Source organism: Antarctobacter jejuensis (assembly GCF_052266595.1).
GTDB lineage: Bacteria > Pseudomonadota > Alphaproteobacteria > Rhodobacterales > Rhodobacteraceae > Antarctobacter > Antarctobacter jejuensis.
In genome coordinates this window covers 460,144-473,765 of the sequence record NZ_JBQQXJ010000001.1, presented here as the reverse complement: position 1 = coordinate 473,765, position 13,622 = coordinate 460,144, and the positions used below count along the sequence as shown (strand labels likewise).

General features: G+C 63.8%; 13 protein-coding genes and 1 tRNA gene. 7 read left to right on the top strand and 7 right to left on the bottom strand.

Features of this window, described 5'->3' with window-relative positions:
* Positions 1-103: 103 nt before the first annotated feature.
* On the bottom strand, positions 104-1,048 hold the full coding sequence (locus ACTXGA_RS02285; protein ID WP_443391490.1) for a hypothetical protein: 945 nt from the start codon (positions 1,046-1,048) through the stop codon (positions 104-106).
* A 13-nt stretch (positions 1,049-1,061) separates the two neighbouring features.
* Positions 1,062-1,556 (bottom strand): DUF2244 domain-containing protein, encoded by a 495-nt coding sequence (locus tag ACTXGA_RS02280; protein WP_443391489.1) that lies wholly within the window; start codon positions 1,554-1,556, stop codon positions 1,062-1,064.
* 178 nt (positions 1,557-1,734) lie between these two features.
* Between ACTXGA_RS02280 and ACTXGA_RS02275 the strand changes: the two genes are divergently transcribed.
* Positions 1,735-3,351, top strand: a complete 1,617-nt coding sequence (locus tag ACTXGA_RS02275; protein WP_443391488.1) for a hypothetical protein — start codon at positions 1,735-1,737, stop codon at positions 3,349-3,351.
* Positions 3,352-3,397: 46 nt separating this feature from the next.
* Here the strand turns inward: ACTXGA_RS02275 and ACTXGA_RS02270 are convergent, their stop codons facing one another.
* Both ACTXGA_RS02270 and ctaD read right to left on the bottom strand, forming a co-directional pair.
* Positions 3,398-3,958 (bottom strand): hypothetical protein, encoded by a 561-nt coding sequence (locus tag ACTXGA_RS02270; RefSeq protein ID WP_443391487.1) that lies wholly within the window; start codon positions 3,956-3,958, stop codon positions 3,398-3,400.
* A gap of 73 nt (positions 3,959-4,031) precedes the next feature.
* On the bottom strand, positions 4,032-5,705 hold the full coding sequence (gene ctaD, locus ACTXGA_RS02265) for a cytochrome c oxidase subunit I (protein WP_443391486.1): 1,674 nt from the start codon (positions 5,703-5,705) through the stop codon (positions 4,032-4,034).
* Between the two features lie 352 nt (positions 5,706-6,057).
* On the opposite strand from ctaD, the gene ACTXGA_RS02260 reads away from it, so the two are divergent.
* Positions 6,058-6,264, top strand: coding sequence for a DUF1127 domain-containing protein (locus tag ACTXGA_RS02260; RefSeq protein ID WP_443391485.1), 207 nt, complete (start codon positions 6,058-6,060; stop codon positions 6,262-6,264).
* 81 nt (positions 6,265-6,345) lie between these two features.
* Here ACTXGA_RS02260 and ACTXGA_RS02255 read toward each other — a convergent pair whose 3' ends face one another.
* Positions 6,346-6,930 carry a rhodanese-like domain-containing protein gene (locus ACTXGA_RS02255; protein ID WP_443391484.1) on the bottom strand — a complete coding sequence of 195 codons (585 nt, stop codon included), beginning with the start codon at positions 6,928-6,930 and terminating at the stop codon, positions 6,346-6,348.
* A gap of 231 nt (positions 6,931-7,161) precedes the next feature.
* Between ACTXGA_RS02255 and ACTXGA_RS02250 the strand changes: the two genes are divergently transcribed.
* Entirely contained in the window at positions 7,162-7,368 is a 207-nt protein-coding gene (locus ACTXGA_RS02250) for a hypothetical protein (protein WP_443391483.1), read from the top strand.
* Between the two features lie 175 nt (positions 7,369-7,543).
* Here ACTXGA_RS02250 and lipB read toward each other — a convergent pair whose 3' ends face one another.
* Entirely contained in the window at positions 7,544-8,386 is an 843-nt protein-coding gene (lipB, locus tag ACTXGA_RS02245; RefSeq protein WP_443391581.1) for a lipoyl(octanoyl) transferase LipB, read from the bottom strand.
* A 98-nt stretch (positions 8,387-8,484) separates the two neighbouring features.
* On the opposite strand from lipB, the gene ACTXGA_RS02240 reads away from it, so the two are divergent.
* Positions 8,485-8,571: transfer RNA gene (locus ACTXGA_RS02240), tRNA-Leu, on the top strand.
* Positions 8,572-8,828: 257 nt separating this feature from the next.
* Here ACTXGA_RS02240 and ACTXGA_RS02235 read toward each other — a convergent pair.
* Positions 8,829-9,833: a glycosyltransferase family 2 protein gene (locus tag ACTXGA_RS02235; RefSeq protein ID WP_443391482.1), complete on the bottom strand. Its 1,005-nt coding sequence runs from the start codon at positions 9,831-9,833 to the stop codon at positions 8,829-8,831.
* 467 nt (positions 9,834-10,300) lie between these two features.
* On the opposite strand from ACTXGA_RS02235, the gene ACTXGA_RS02230 reads away from it, so the two are divergent.
* The 3 genes from ACTXGA_RS02230 to ACTXGA_RS02220 are packed head-to-tail and all read left to right on the top strand — an operon-like array spanning position 10,301 to position 13,613.
* Entirely contained in the window at positions 10,301-11,854 is a 1,554-nt protein-coding gene (locus ACTXGA_RS02230) for a B12-binding domain-containing radical SAM protein (protein ID WP_443391481.1), read from the top strand.
* A complete protein-coding gene (locus ACTXGA_RS02225; RefSeq protein ID WP_443391480.1) occupies positions 11,854-13,125 on the top strand; it encodes a nitric oxide synthase oxygenase in 1,272 nt (423 codons plus the stop codon). Before ACTXGA_RS02230 ends, ACTXGA_RS02225 begins: the two co-directional genes overlap by 1 nt.
* Positions 13,119-13,613, top strand: a complete 495-nt coding sequence (locus ACTXGA_RS02220) for a hypothetical protein (RefSeq protein WP_443391479.1) — start codon at positions 13,119-13,121, stop codon at positions 13,611-13,613. The genes ACTXGA_RS02225 and ACTXGA_RS02220 overlap by 7 nt, the downstream gene beginning before the upstream one ends.
* Positions 13,614-13,622: the final 9 nt, after the last annotated feature.

Sequence of the window (13,622 nt, the reverse complement as noted above, 5' to 3'; positions counted from 1 at the left end):
TTGTCCGGGTTGGATCGGTTGGAGGGGGCGCTGCCCCCGTCGCCTGCGGCGGCTCCCCCGAGGGTAATTTCATGACCAAGGAAGCAGGGGGCGCGCTGGCTGCCTAGGCGGTGGTTTCGGCCCGGTCGTCCTCGGCGCTGTCCGGGGCCGGGAAGCCGTCGGCGATTTCGGCCAGCATCGCGGGATCGTCGATGCGGAAGCGTTCGACGAAGCGGGTCTTGAAGCTGACGCGCCCGCGGCGCGCGCCGAAATTCTCGCCATGGTTCAGCACATAGAGCACCGAAGGTTGCGAGAGCGGTGAAAGAGGGCGCCCGGCGAGGGCGGCCAGGTAGGGAAACATGCGGTGTTCGTGCTGGGTCATGGCCTGCAGGAAGGCGCTGCTTTGCGGCAGGTCCGGGTCATGGGCCACTGCCGCGCAAGAGCCGCAGAGCTTCCAGAAGGGTTTGCGCAGGGGTTGGCGCGGGCTGGGCGCATCCGCCAGCGCGATCACCCCGGTGGCATCGTCCATGACATAGCCCGATTGCACGAGGTAGCCGCCCGGCGCCTGCCGGCGCAGCATCTCGCGCACGGTGCCCTGCCGCAGCAGGTCATCGGCGTCGAAGCTCATGACATAGGCGGGCGGCAGGTCCATCCGGTCCAGATGCTCGGTCAGCGCGGCAAGTTTCATCCATTTGTCGTTGCCCGGTTCCGGGGCCTCGAACGGCAGATAGGTGATGCGCGGGTCGTCGGGCAGGGCGGGGCGTGTCTGGCAGCAGATCACCGCCTGCCAATGCGGATCGTCCTGCGCCAGAAAGCAGTCCAGCGTCGCGCCCAGCCGCGCCTCGACCGCCTCCCAGTCGCCCACGTTGTCGGGGCCGACCAGCGGGATGAGGAAGACCACCTGCTTGCGCAGCGGCGGCACACGGGACCCAAGCGCGTCGCGCAGGCGCAGGGCGGCGGCCTCTGACGGGGCGGGGGTCAGCCGTTCCAGCCAGTTGTCGCGCCCGAGCGCAGCCGACAGTCGCATCGCGGCGCGGTGCCATTTCGGGGTTGCGGGCGCCTGGGCCATGCTGCCTGTCTCCTCAGGGCTGGGCGGCGCGGCGCACCGCGTCCGTCAGGTCACCGTAAAGCGCCTTGCGTTCATCTTCGCTGAGAAAGGCACCGATTTCCACCTCTCGGCCATTGCCCTTCAGTGTGACATAAAAGGGCACCGGCCCCCCCGTTTCATGCAGCGAGACCTTGACCCAGTAGGTGTTGCTTTCCCAGTCCTGCCGGTCACCTTTGGGATTGGTGCGGGTCAGATGCGTCACCTCTGGCGTGACGGTCAGCACTTCGAGGATCTGCCGGTCCCGCTGATTGCGCCGCAGGGCGTAGTAAAGCGCCGCCGTGGCCGCCAGCATGAAGGGCAAGAGCCCCCAGAGCACCGCCGTCCCGATCACGCTGTAGAGCGGAATCGAGGCCAGCAGGAAAAAACCGAGGATCATCGCCGCAAAGCCTTCGGCCGAGAGCGAGTTGTGCGGCCAGAGCCGGATTTCCTGCGTGGTCTGACGCGGCAGCGTGGTCCAGTGGTAAGGCATTGATCCCTATGAAAAGCACCGGTCCTGCGCCGGCCATTCAATCACCCTTGCGGATATACAGCAGAATAGCGCCGGGTCAACGCGGCCCCCTTGGCAGGTGGTGTGGGCCGCTTTGCGGCAGGTCAAGGCCGGGCCGGGCCTGCGCGTTAGACTGATGCCAGCCAATGGGAGGGGAGCCATGACGGAGATGGATGGTCTGAAAGCGGTCCTGACCGCAGGAGGGCGGCGGGCGGCCTGTGTCACGGCGCTGTTTCTGGCGGCGGGAACCGGGGCGGGAGCGGACGTCTTTCAGGACAAGAACGCCCTGCGGGTGATCCTGATGGGCTATCGCGATGGCAGCCACATGATGCCATTGGTGTCGGATACGGATGCCTATCTGCACCGCGATATCCAGACGGCGCTGTCGCTGGTTGAGGGGGCGGGCGGCGATGACTGTACCAAGGCGGTGCGGCTGGCGCTGTTTCTGGATGCCCACCGGGTGCCGGATCTCGCCGATATGGCCGGGCGGCTTTATGACTCTGGCCTGCTGGGCAACCTTGGCGCGGTCTGGCTGCAACCGGATGAGGGCAATGTCCTGAAGCAGCTTGCCTGGGGCTGGGGCGAGACGCTGTGGCAGGGCGTTGATCTGGCGAACAAGGGGCTGCTGACCTACGACGCCTTTGTCGAGGCCAGCAACGCCATGGTGCGCGCGAACCGTGATCTGTGGGTGCAGAAGGCGGTGGACCTGAGTCTGCGGTCCGGGTGGGACGCGGAGCAACTGGCGCATGCGAAGGGGCGGCTGGATCACCAGATCGAACGGGCCAGCGAATGGGTCATTTCGACCGAGCGGTGGGCGCAGGCGCGGCTGGCCGGGGCGGACAATGCGCTGGAGATGGACCTGAAGACCGCGCAGTCCGATTGGGAGGTGGCGCGCCACAAGCTGCGGCAGGCTTTGGGAGACGCCCGTTACTACGACGATCAGGACCGGGTCAGCGTGCTGAAGCGGATCGAGATCGAGAACGGCTTTTTCGACGCCAAGGCGGCGGCCCATGCCCGGCGCGCGGCCACCATCGCCGAGGTCTGGAAGACCCGCGAGGAAAACCTGAAGATGGCCTTGCAGGACCTGGCCAAGGCGCGGGTGCAGAAGGCCGCGCTGACACATTACACCGCGCCGATCATTGGCGGGCAATGTGCGGCGCTGACCCGCCCCAAGGGGCCGCTGACCCCTGCCGATTGCCCGCCGGGCAGCACCGATTGCACGCCGGTGACGCCGGTCACGACCGCACCTACCGGGGCGGGCGGGCATTGGCAGCTGGTGGCGCATTTCGGCACGCTGCGCGCGCTGAACACGCATGAGTGTTACATCGAGACCGGCAAGATCGGGAACGGCCGCGCCAGCTATAGCAACAGCAAGCCCGGATGTGGTGATCCGTGGCCGCCCTATTCCGTCAGCTACGGCTGGACCGTGCCACCGCCCTACCTGATCCCCGGCGAGAGCTATGAGATTTCCGCCGATCTCAGCGGGCGTTTCGGCGGCGACTGGGGGGAGGGGCGCCTCTTTTTCGAGACCGACACCTCGGACACGGTCTGTGGCTATGGCACGGCCGCGCGGGTGTCGGTGATCCCGAGCGAGGAAAGCGGACAGGTCCAGATCCGATGGGACGGGGCCACCCTGAGCAGCGGCAAGGCCCTGATGGTGGCGCCGGACAAGGCATATGGTGGCGGCCTAAGCGCCGAGGGCGTGCCCCGGTTCCAGATCAAGGCCACAGCGCAGCAGGTGGGCTGCTATCGCTACATCTACGAGTGGCGCGAGTGACAGGGGCGGCCCGGTTGAACGCCCTGCGGGTTGCAGGGCCTTCGGTTCAGTTTCTGGCGGGGCCGCGGGTGAGGCGCAGCCAGATCTGGTAGGCCGCAAGGCTGAGGTAGCCTGCGATGCCAAGGAAACTGGTGATGCGGATCGCCTGTTTCATCTGGGCGTGCTGCTCGGCCACGCGCTGGGCGAAATCGTCGCCGAGTGCTTGCTGAACATCCACCGGAAGGTCGGCAATTATCGTGGTGTCACCGGGAAAGAGGAGGTCGTATTGCGTGAACAGGTAAAGCGTGCCGAGCATCAGGAGCGCCAGCGCATGTGGCATCCGCAAGGCCTGCATCTGTGCCAGCCCCACGTAGATCGCGGCACCGATCACCGTCAGCATGGCGTTGCGCATGAAGACCGGTTGCAGCATTTCGGGATCCTGCGGGGCAATCAGGCCGGACGCGACCGCCATGCGGGGGACCACCGGCGCGCCCATGACCACCAGAATGGCCAACACCAGCGACACCCCGACGGTCCAGAACACCAGCACATGTGGCCAGCGTTGCGCGCCGGCCAGGGCACATGGGATGATGGCGAGCGCAAATAGCAGGGCGTAGTACAAGATCATGAGAGGTCCCCCTCCTATGTGAAAAGGCCCCGCAGATGGCGGGGCCTTTTTTTGGTCTCCGGTGGAGCCGGGATCAGTGCGCGTGGCCCTTGTCCCAGTCTTCCTGCTTCGGCAGCTGCTCGAACGTGTGTTCGGGCGGCGGCGAGGGCAGGGTCCATTCCAGCGTATCCGCGTATTCGTTCCACGGGTTGTTCTCGGTCACGCGGGTGCCGCGTGTCACGGCGTAGATGATGATGCCGAAGAACAGGATGAACGAAGCGAAGGAGATCATGGCGCCGATCGACGAGACGTAGTTCCAGGTGGCGAAGGCCTCCGGATAGTCGATGTAACGGCGCGGCATGCCCTGACGGCCCAGGAAGTGCTGCGGGAAGAAGGTCAGGTTCGCACCGATGAACATGGTCCAGAAGTGGATCTTGCCCCAGAACTCCGAGTACATGCGTCCGGACATCTTGGGGAAGTAGAAGTAGACCCCCGCGAAGATCGCGAACACGGCGCCAAGGCTCATCACGTAGTGGAAGTGCGCAACCACGTAGTAGGTGTCGTGATAGGCACGGTCCACGCCTGCCTGGCTCAGCACCACGCCGGTCACGCCGCCGACGGTGAAGAGGAACAGGAAGCCGAAGGCCCAGAGCATCGGTGTCTTGAACTCGATCGAGCCGCCCCACATCGTCGCCAGCCAGCTGAACACCTTGACCCCTGTGGGGACCGCGATGACCATCGTTGCCAGCATGAAGTAGCTCTGCTGCGACAGCGACATGCCCACGGTGTACATGTGGTGCGCCCAGACGACAAAGCCCAGTGCGCCGATCGCGATGATCGCCCAGACCATCGGCAGGTAGCCGAAGATCGGCTTGCGCGAGAAGGTCGCGATGACGTGGCTGATGATGCCAAAGCCGGGCACGATCACGATGTACACTTCGGGGTGACCGAAGAACCACAGGATGTGCTGGTAGAGGATCGGGTCACCGCCACCGGCCGGATCGAAGAAGGTCGTGCCGAAGTTGCGGTCCGTCAGCAGCATGGTGATGGCGCCTGCCAGAACCGGCAGCGACAGCAGGATCAGCCACGAGGTGACAAAGATTGACCACGAGAACAGCGGCACCTTGAACAGGGTCATGCCCGGGGTGCGCATGTTCAGGAAGGTGGTGATCATGTTGATCGCACCAAGGATCGACGAGGCACCCGAAACGTGCACCGCGAAGATCGCCAGATCCATCGACATGCCGGCCTCTTTGACCGACAGCGGCGGGTACAGAACCCAGCCCACGCCGGACCCAAGCTGACCGTTACCGCCCGGAGAGAAGACCGAGCAGACCGCCAGAGTGGTGCCCGCGACGTACAGCCAGAACGACAGGTTGTTCATCCGCGGGAACGCCATGTCCGGCGCGCCGATCTGCAACGGCATGAAATAGTTGCCAAAACCGCCGAACAGGGCCGGAATGACCACGAAGAACATCATCAGGATGCCGTGGCCGGTGATGAGCACGTTCCAGAGGTGTCCGTTGGGGGTACAGTTCTCGACCGCGGTCGGGAACATGCGCATGCCTTCCATGCACATGTACTGCACGCCCGGCTCCATGAGCTCGAGCCGCATGTAGACGGTGAATGCCACCGAGATGAAGCCTGCGAGAGCCGAGACGATCAGGTAGAGAATCCCGATGTCCTTGTGGTTCGTCGACATGAACCAGCGGGTAAAGAACCCCCGGTTGTCTTCATGCTCGTGGCCGTGAATGGCGGCGTCTGCCATTGGTTGCCTCCTGCTGATCCCTATGCAGAGAGCGCGGAGAGGGAATCCGCCCGCGCCCAATGTTCAGTTCACGTTTTAGAATGTGACCATAGGGGCGGCAATGGCAGGATTTGACGCAGATCAAACCTTTTTGTCGCAGAGGCTTGAACACTGCGTGAGGCAGGTGAGCACGCCGCCCGTGTTTTCCCCATGTATCGCCGGATACGGGTTGCCATATCGCTGAATGGGCCGGGCGAGGGCCGGGCGGTGGTCCGGAATGCCTGACTTACCGGAACCTATTCACGCAAGTAGCGTTTTCCTAACGAACGGCTCGCTGCCAGAGCCGCAAGAGACACCAGACGGGGATACCAAGATGGCCTATTTCGACAACAGCTTTACCAGCACCAAGGCAACCCTTGGCCAGCGCCTGTCGCGCCTGTTCGACACGCCGTTCGACCGCCGCTATCGCCAGCGTACCCGTGAAATCGAAGCCCTGCGCAAACTGTCCGACCGCGAATTGGCGGCGCGTGGCATTGCCCGCGAGGATATCCTGTTCCACGTCTTTTCCGGCGCGGACTGATACCGACCCCTTTGGAAACCGTGTGGCGCGGGTAAGGCCGCGCCCGCACGGTTGATAGGGTAAGGCCGTGATCCCCGCGCGTTATTTCGGCGGGTGCCAGGCCACCTCGGGCGTCAGCTTGTACGACCATGGCAAGCCCGCATTTTTCCAGCCATTGATGTCCCTGCGGCCCGTTTTAGCGTTCAGGTCGCCTTCGATCCCTTCGAAGAGGGCGTAGACCTGTGTGTATCCCGCAGCGGCAAGCGCATCGACCGCGCGCGCGGTACGACCGCCGGTCTGGCAACTGACAAAGACCGGATCGGACGGGCTGCGGCCAAGTCGCTCCATCACCGCGTTCACCTCATCGACGAAGCCGGGATTCGGGTCCATCCCGTAGGCCCCGCGCTTGGCGTTGTAGGTGTAGGACACAAAGCGAAAGGGCACCACGGCATCGACCGGATCGGGATGGCCGACAAACATCACCTCGACCGGATCGCGCACGTCGACAAAGACAATGTCCGGATTGGCCGAAAGCGCCGCCGCGGCTTCCTGAGAGGTCAGGTAGAGACCCAGCGTTGTCCTTTCCTTTTCCGGCACATCTGCGGCGGTGACGCCGGATGTGATATCAGCGGCAAAGGCCGGGTAAGCCAGCAGGGCGGCGGCCATTGCTGTCATGATCGTTTTCATTTTTGAACCTCCTCTCCAACACTGAAATCAGGTTGCGCGACGCGACGGGACCCGGCCTTGATCCCGATCAAAATAAGGGGATTGGAGGTGGGATCGTGCGGCGGATGCCGCCCTGTGCGCGCGGCCAGCGATCAGGTCGGGAATTCCCTAGGTGGGGCTTACCAGACTGTCCGGAGGCCGCGCTTTTTTCTAGGTTTGGGGCATCTGCTGCACCTGGAGGGGGAATTTAAAATGGCTTTTTTCGACAACAGCTTTGTTTCCAGCCGCATCACCCTGCGCCAGCGTATGGCGCGCCTGTTCGACACGCCCTTTGACCGCCGCTATCGCCAGCGCACGGCCCGGGTCGAGGAACTGCGGGCGCTGTCGGACAGTGCCTTGGCCGCGCGTGGCATCGCCCGCGACGACATCCTGCTGCACGTGTTTTCCGGCAAACTCTGAATACACGGCGCGGTCCGCCCCTCACGGGCCGCGCCGGACGGGACGATTTGAAAGTACCAGAGCATTTAAGACCAAAGACGGGGCAATTGATCGGCCCCCGGGGGGCCATCTTGGCCCCCCGACGTCGTTTCGGGGTGCCGAGAGGCTGTGAATCGCTGTTCCGGGCCGGGGGGCCTCAGGTGCCGGTGGCGCAGGTCCGTTCCGGCGAAAGCATGACCTCATCGAACTGCGCCCGCAGCGCCACGTCCAGATCGTCCATCGTCACCGGCAGGCCGAGATCGACCAGTGAGGTCACGCCGTAATCGGTGATGCCGCAGGGCACGATGCCGTCGAAATGGCTGAGATCCGGTTCGACGTTGATCGAGATGCCGTGAAAGCTGACCCATTTGCGCAGGCGGATGCCGATGGCGGCGATCTTGTCCTCGGCCACTGCGCCGTTTGGCAGGCGCGGGCGGTCGGGCCGTTCAATCCAGACGCCGACGCGGCCCTCACGGATATGGCCGGTCAGGTTGAACTGGGCCAAGGTGGCGATCACCCAGTTTTCCAGATCCTGCACAAAGCAGCGCACGTCGCGGCCGCGCCGGTTGAGGTCCATCATGACATAGACGACGCGCTGACCGGGACCGTGATAGGTATATTGCCCGCCGCGTTTGGAGGTGTGGACCGGAAAGCGGTCGGGGTCTTTCAGGTCCTGCGGACGGGCGGATGTACCGGCGGTGTAGAGCGGCGGATGCTCCAGGAGCCAGATGCAGTCCTCTGCCTTGCCCTCTGCGATGGCGGCGGCGCGCGCCTCCATGAAGGCCAGCGCCTCATCGTAGTCGGTCAGGCCGTCGCTGATCTTCCATTCCATCCGTGCGTCCGGGGCGCGGTGCCCCGTCTCCCTGTCCTGTGCCGTGCCGGGCGCCGCCGCAAAGGGGCGGGGCGGTGCGCGTCTGCCGTGTCCCGGCCCGAGGTGGATATAATGGACTTCGCCGCGAAGCGCCAGATTGGCGGTGGGTTTGGGAAGGTCCGGGGCCATTGCAGGGGCGAAGGTTCGGCAGCCGGAAAGAAGCGCGTTTTTCCTCTTCACATCCGTCGTCCGCTTCGGTAGAGAGCGCGTCACCAAGTCAGGACAGTGCGGTCGTGGCGGAATTGGTAGACGCGCAGCGTTGAGGTCGCTGTGGGGTAACACCCGTGGAAGTTCGAGTCTTCTCGACCGCACCAAGTTCCCGAGGGAACTCTCTTACATACAGTGGTGAAGAGTTGCTTGGGACTTAATTTCTCCCCACTTTTCCTTGCCACATGCTGGCTGTAATTGTTCTGGCGATTTCTATCGCTGGATAGCTTCTTGAAAGCGGTCTCACCGCATCGCTCCAGACAAAAAAGAATCCCTCTTGATGGTCCAGATCGTACGTCGCGCCGGAAATACTCGCGGCGTTCACCATGCTGCCCTGTCTGATGAAAGCGACGGGCGCAGAAGTTCAGGATGAGGCGGGTTCTGTCAGATCGGGGTAGCCGCTCCACCACAGCTCTCGCTTGGCCCATACGTATGGCATCCGGGCCAGTCTGGACCGATGCGCGGGAAACGGGGCCGCAAGGGAATAGCACGCCAGCCGCAGGATGACGCCAAGCCGGACGGCCCAGACGGCGGGGGCCCGTTGAAAGCGCGGTAGGTGTTGGCGCAGATACCGGATGCGGGCGGCGAGGATCTGGACTTCGCGGGGTGCGTATTGCTGCGAGGCGCCTTCCTCGTGCAGGATAGTGGCACTGGGCGTGATGGCCGGGCGCGCGTCCAGATGGGCCGCGCGCAGGCACAGGTCGAGATCTTCGCCGAACATGAAATAGGCTGGATCGAACCCGCCAAGCCGTCCCCAGTCATCGTGGCGTATCAGAAGGAAACAGCCAATCACGATATCGACCTCGCGTATCTCGTCGCGGTTCCAGCCCGGCATGGCCTCGGGGTTGACGAGCGGCGAGGCGGGCCAGAGGGCGGAGAGACCGGCCGCCTGCGCGATCACGGACCACAGGGTCGGACGCCGGGCGCCGGAGCGCGGGCTGTTGGTTCCGTCGGGTCTGAGCACGCGCCCGCCCCAGATCATCGCCTCGGGTCTCTGACGGGCGAAATCGGTGATTTCGGCAAAGGCACCCGGCTGGGCCACTGTGTCGGGGTTCAACAGCAGCAGGAAATGCCCGCGAGCCTGTTTGGCCGCGAGATTGTTGGCCCGCGCAAAGCCCAGGTTGCTGTCCTGCGCGAACAGACGCACCTGGGGAAAGCGGCGGGTGATCGCCGCCGCAGTTCCATCGCTGGAGGCATTGTCGACCACGATCACTTCGAGGCTGGGACCGCTCTGGGATAGGGCGGCGTCGATAGCACGCAGCGTCAGGGCGCAGGTCTGGTGGCTGACGATGATCACGCTCAGGTCAGGCCTGCGTTGCCCTCCATCACCGTGGCCGCGCCCCGGGCGTGGTGCGCTTTTCACAGTCATGAGTCGCAGTTGGGTTGAACCGAGATCCAGGCCGAGGCGTCACTCCCTGACCGGGGCGCGCAGGGGCGGGACTGCAACAAAAAGCAAGCTTTTGCCGGATGCGCCCGAGGCCGGCAATCAAGCGGGTCATCAACCAGAGGTGGATAAAATTGTGGCCGTGGATGTCGGTGCGACGGATCTTGTGGCCGCATTCGATCGCAAATGGGCAGGGGGTGGATATTGTCAGGAATCATGCGTCTTCAATAGAGCTTTTGCCGGTCCGCCCGGGGTAATCGCACGTCAGAATGACCGGCAAAAGGGGTGGTGGTCAAGTGGCAGTCAAATTCTTCGCAGGCCCATGGAGGTCAAAACCCCTGCAGCATAGGGTTCGCAGGTTCTCCCAGCAAAACGGCGCAACGGCGTTTCTTGACGCGGTAGGTTTTGCAGATAGAGAATAAACCCAATTCATTTGCTAACAGGCTAAATTCATGAAGGATTTCAACCGGCCTTTGCGTGTGTTGCGGCCGGCGCGGACAAGCGATTACGTTCCGACGCCACATGTGAAAGTCTCCTCTGGGTTGCGTGTTCTGATCGTTGATCTGAACAATTTCTCCAGTTTTCCCACCTTGGCCGTCGGGCTTCTGGTGGCCTCGATGCGTGGCCGGGGGCATCGCGTGGATGTCTTGTGCCCGCTGGCCCATGACGTCCCGGCGACCCAACGCGAGCGGCAGGAAACGCTGATCGATCATTTCCGGCGCCGTATCCATCTTTCGGACCTGAGGCCGTTTCTGCAGATACGCGATGGTCTGAGGCGGCTGGAAACCATCCGGGTCGAACGCGCGCATCCCTTGGTGCTGCGCGAGATCCGCAAGGCGCTTGCGATGCAGCCCGATGCCATCCTGATCTCTGCCTATCTGCAGCACTTCAACAGTGTTGCCGCCATTGCCAAGATGGCACGAGCACAGAGCGTGCCCGTGGTGCTGGGCGGCCCGATGTTCAATCTGCCAGAAGTCGCCGACACATGGCGCCGGATCGACGGGGTATCTGCGGTGGTCGGTGCCGAGGTCGACCGCGACCTGCCCGATCTGGTCGAGGCCATGTGCCGTGGGAACGATCCGCTGGCCTTTCCCGGCGTGGCTCTGCCCGATGGGCGGCGGTCGGTCGTGGCCAAACCTCTGCACCGTTTGGACCAGACCCCGATGCCCGATTTCACCGATTTCCCATGGGATCGGTATCCCGGCCGCATCGTGCCGATGATGACCGGACGGGGCTGCCAATGGGACAAATGCCTGTTCTGTTCGGACGTGATCTCTGTATCGGGGCGCAGTTTCCGGACGCGCAGCGTTGAAAACGTGCTGTTGGAAATGCAGGAACAGGCCCGCCGGCACGAGACGACGAACTTCCTGTTTCTCGATCTCAAGCTGAATTCCTGGCCGGGCATGATCCGGGGCATCGCCAAGGGCATCGGGCGCTATGTGCAGGGGGCGGAATGGATCGGGACCGTGCACGTCGACAACCGTCAGGACAACGGCCTGTCCCGCGCCGATCTGGAGGCTGCGGCGGCAGGCGGGATGCGCCGCATCTCCTTCGGGCTGGAAAGCGGCAGCCAGCCTCTGCTGGACGCGATGCGGAAGGGGTCGTCGGTCGCAAGGAACTCTGCGTTCATCCGGGACGCCCATGCCGCCGGCCTGTCGGTCCGCTGTACGATGTTCAAGGGCTTTCCCGGAGAGACGGCCGCCGATATGGCAGCGACCTCGCAGTTCCTCGAAGAACACGCCCCTTATCTGGACAGGGTGCGATTCAACGCATTTAGCATCTATTCAGGCACACCGATCTGGGACGCGGTGAACACGAAGGCCGATGAGCATGCGGGCCTGCGCGTGACGTCGATGGATCACAGGCGCGCAAGGGCGAACTATCGCAATCCGAATGCGCGAACGGCGGAATATCGAAAGGCGAAGGCGCGCACGCTGAAACTGGTCTACGAAATCAACCGGCGTCCCCTGCGCGACACCGCGCGGCAGTTCGACGGGCTGATGTAATGCGGCGCCTCCTGTCGAGGGCCCGCTATGGCGATGCCGCATCGGCCAGTCCCCTCGGACGGCGGTTGCGCCGCCTGACGCCGATGGAGCGCAAGGAAGAAGCCCGCGCCTTTCTGAATGCATTTCACGATGCCTGCGGGGCAGGGAAGGCGCTGCGCCAGTCGCGCTGGTCAGACGTCCGCCGTCAGCTGAACCGGGGGGATAGCTATTGGCACACCCCCGAAGAGCTGGCCTATGGTGCAAGGCTGGCATGGCGCAATACGGGGCGCTGCATCGGGCGCCTGTTTTGGGAAAGCCTCGACGTCGTGGATTGCCGCGACACGGTCGGGCCCGAAGCAATTCAGGACCAGATTTCGCGCCATCTTGGCGATGCTTTCAGTGGTGGCCGGGTCCGGTCCACGATCTCGATCTTCGCATCTGCCGGAGGGGCGTACCCGCCGGCCTGGATCGAAAGCCCGCAGATCACGCAATACGCCTGCCATCAGGGGCCGGACGGCAAGGTGCTGGGGGATCGCCAGAACCTTGAGGCCACGCGGATCGCGCTTTCGATGGGGTGGGCGCCCCCGGAGAGACCGGGCCGGTTCGACCTGTTGCCCTATATCCTGCGAGACAGTTCCGACCGCCGTCACCTGTGCCACCTGCCGGACGGGGCGATACAGGAGGTCGCGATACGACATCCGCATCAGGACGGGCTGACCGCGCTGGACCTGAAGTGGTACGCCGTCCCGATGGTCAGCAACATGATCTTGACCATAGGCGGGGTTGATTACCCCTGTGCGCCCTTCAACGGGTTCTACATGGGCACCGAGATCGCATCCCGCAATTTTGCCGATGTCCGGCGCCATGACCTGCTGCCGGAGGCGGCGCGCGCCCTGAACGTTCCAAAGGACGCGCACGGTCTTTGGCGGGACACGACATTGACCGAGTTGAACCGCGCGGTGCTGCACTCTTACAAGGCAGCGGGTGTGACGATCGTCGACCATCATACGGCCTCCGATCAGTTCATGGCCTTCCATGGGCGCGAACAGGCCCAGGGGCGGCGGGTGGCGGCTGACTGGCGCTGGATCGTGCCCCCGCAAGCCGCCTCTGCCTGCGAGGTTTTCCATCTCCGGATGCGCAATTTTCACCCGGTCCCGAACTTCTACCGGGATCGCGGCGGCGATGGCCTGCGCCTGATGCCGTGGTTCGGCGACCATTACCAGTCGCGCCCGGCGATGTGGGCCGATCGCCTGAGGCGGCGCTTGAAAATCTGGAGGCGGATGCCATGGTAGAAAGCGCCACATCAATTGCATCGTCGGATGTGCCCGTACTGCGCCGTGAACTGGCCCTGCGCATTCTTTTGCAGAACCTTCTGCTGATCGTGTCGTTGCCCGTCTTTACCGCATTCGCCGCGGTTTCGCTTGCACTGCCGGGAATGGTCTGGGCGGCGGCGGCCGTGCATGGGGCGGTCGGACTGGGCGCGGCACTTCAATGGTGTCATCACGGTATCCGCACCAAGCAGATCAAGGATTACCTGCTGACTATCGACAGTGGTGACGGCGGCAGCGGATGGGAGGGGTGGCTGCCTGCGAACAGGCCGCGCAGGCTGCTTGGGGCGCGCTGGATGATCTCGACCAAGGGGGTGTTCCTTGGTTTGCAACTGGCGATGATCATTCTGGCGGCCTTTATCGCGCCTGTGGTCGATGGCTGGATGGCGGCGTTCAGTGCGCTCTTGCTGCTGGCCAGCGCCGCATTTCTGTTGACCAATCCCAAAGAATGAAGGCGCAGT

Excerpts from the sequence above, each read along its gene's own strand:
- ACTXGA_RS02285 (WP_443391490.1), bottom strand. The coding sequence starts at position 1,048 with ATGGCCCAGGCGCCCGCAACCCCGAAATGGCACCGCGCCGCGATGCGA.
- ACTXGA_RS02280 (WP_443391489.1), bottom strand. The coding sequence starts at position 1,556 with ATGCCTTACCACTGGACCACGCTGCCGCGTCAGACCACGCAGGAAATC.
- ACTXGA_RS02275 (WP_443391488.1), top strand. The coding sequence starts at position 1,735 with ATGACGGAGATGGATGGTCTGAAAGCGGTCCTGACCGCAGGAGGGCGG.
- ACTXGA_RS02270 (WP_443391487.1), bottom strand. The coding sequence starts at position 3,958 with ATGATCTTGTACTACGCCCTGCTATTTGCGCTCGCCATCATCCCATGT.
- ctaD (WP_443391486.1), bottom strand. The coding sequence starts at position 5,705 with ATGGCAGACGCCGCCATTCACGGCCACGAGCATGAAGACAACCGGGGG.
- ACTXGA_RS02260 (WP_443391485.1), top strand. The coding sequence starts at position 6,058 with ATGGCCTATTTCGACAACAGCTTTACCAGCACCAAGGCAACCCTTGGC.
- ACTXGA_RS02255 (WP_443391484.1), bottom strand. The coding sequence starts at position 6,930 with ATGAAAACGATCATGACAGCAATGGCCGCCGCCCTGCTGGCTTACCCG.
- ACTXGA_RS02250 (WP_443391483.1), top strand. The coding sequence starts at position 7,162 with ATGGCTTTTTTCGACAACAGCTTTGTTTCCAGCCGCATCACCCTGCGC.
- lipB (WP_443391581.1), bottom strand. The coding sequence starts at position 8,386 with ATGGCCCCGGACCTTCCCAAACCCACCGCCAATCTGGCGCTTCGCGGC.
- ACTXGA_RS02235 (WP_443391482.1), bottom strand. The coding sequence starts at position 9,833 with ATGACTGTGAAAAGCGCACCACGCCCGGGGCGCGGCCACGGTGATGGA.
- ACTXGA_RS02230 (WP_443391481.1), top strand. The coding sequence starts at position 10,301 with ATGAAGGATTTCAACCGGCCTTTGCGTGTGTTGCGGCCGGCGCGGACA.
- ACTXGA_RS02225 (WP_443391480.1), top strand. The coding sequence starts at position 11,854 with ATGCGGCGCCTCCTGTCGAGGGCCCGCTATGGCGATGCCGCATCGGCC.
- ACTXGA_RS02220 (WP_443391479.1), top strand. The coding sequence starts at position 13,119 with ATGGTAGAAAGCGCCACATCAATTGCATCGTCGGATGTGCCCGTACTG.